Annotated in this window: 1 pseudogene; it reads left to right on the top strand. The window is 40.0% G+C overall.

The features are described from left to right. Nucleotides 1-357: pseudogene (locus CWB85_RS22100) on the top strand (glutamate--cysteine ligase); the annotation flags it as partial. Between the last annotated feature and the right edge of the window lie 8 nt (nt 358-365).

The following is a 365-nucleotide window of genomic DNA, read 5'->3' as shown; positions in this document are numbered from 1 at the left end:
CCAGGTTTTCTTGACCACCAGCGGGATAATGCTGAAGCTCACTTGCGTTATTCTAAAATTGGTCGAAGCAAACCCCTTTACCGTGAATGCCGTAAAAACCGTTATGGTAGTCTGATGCAAGCAATTGCCGGTGGGCATTTTAATATCTCGTTTCCAAACTCTTTTTGGAAAAGTTTACAAACGATTAAAGGCGATACCGGAGCATTACAAGACTTCATTTTATCAGGCTATTTAGGGTTGATCCGCAATTTTAAACGAGAGCTGTGGTTATTTAGTTATTTATTCGGCGAATCTACGGCACTGTGTAATTCTTTTTTACATGGGATCAGTACTGGAGTGCCGTTTAAAAAGATAGGATAATGAAC

This window comes from Pseudoalteromonas sp. S1727, assembly GCF_005886375.1.
GTDB lineage: Bacteria > Pseudomonadota > Gammaproteobacteria > Enterobacterales > Alteromonadaceae > Pseudoalteromonas > Pseudoalteromonas haloplanktis.
This window is presented reverse-complemented; position numbering and strand designations above follow the sequence as displayed.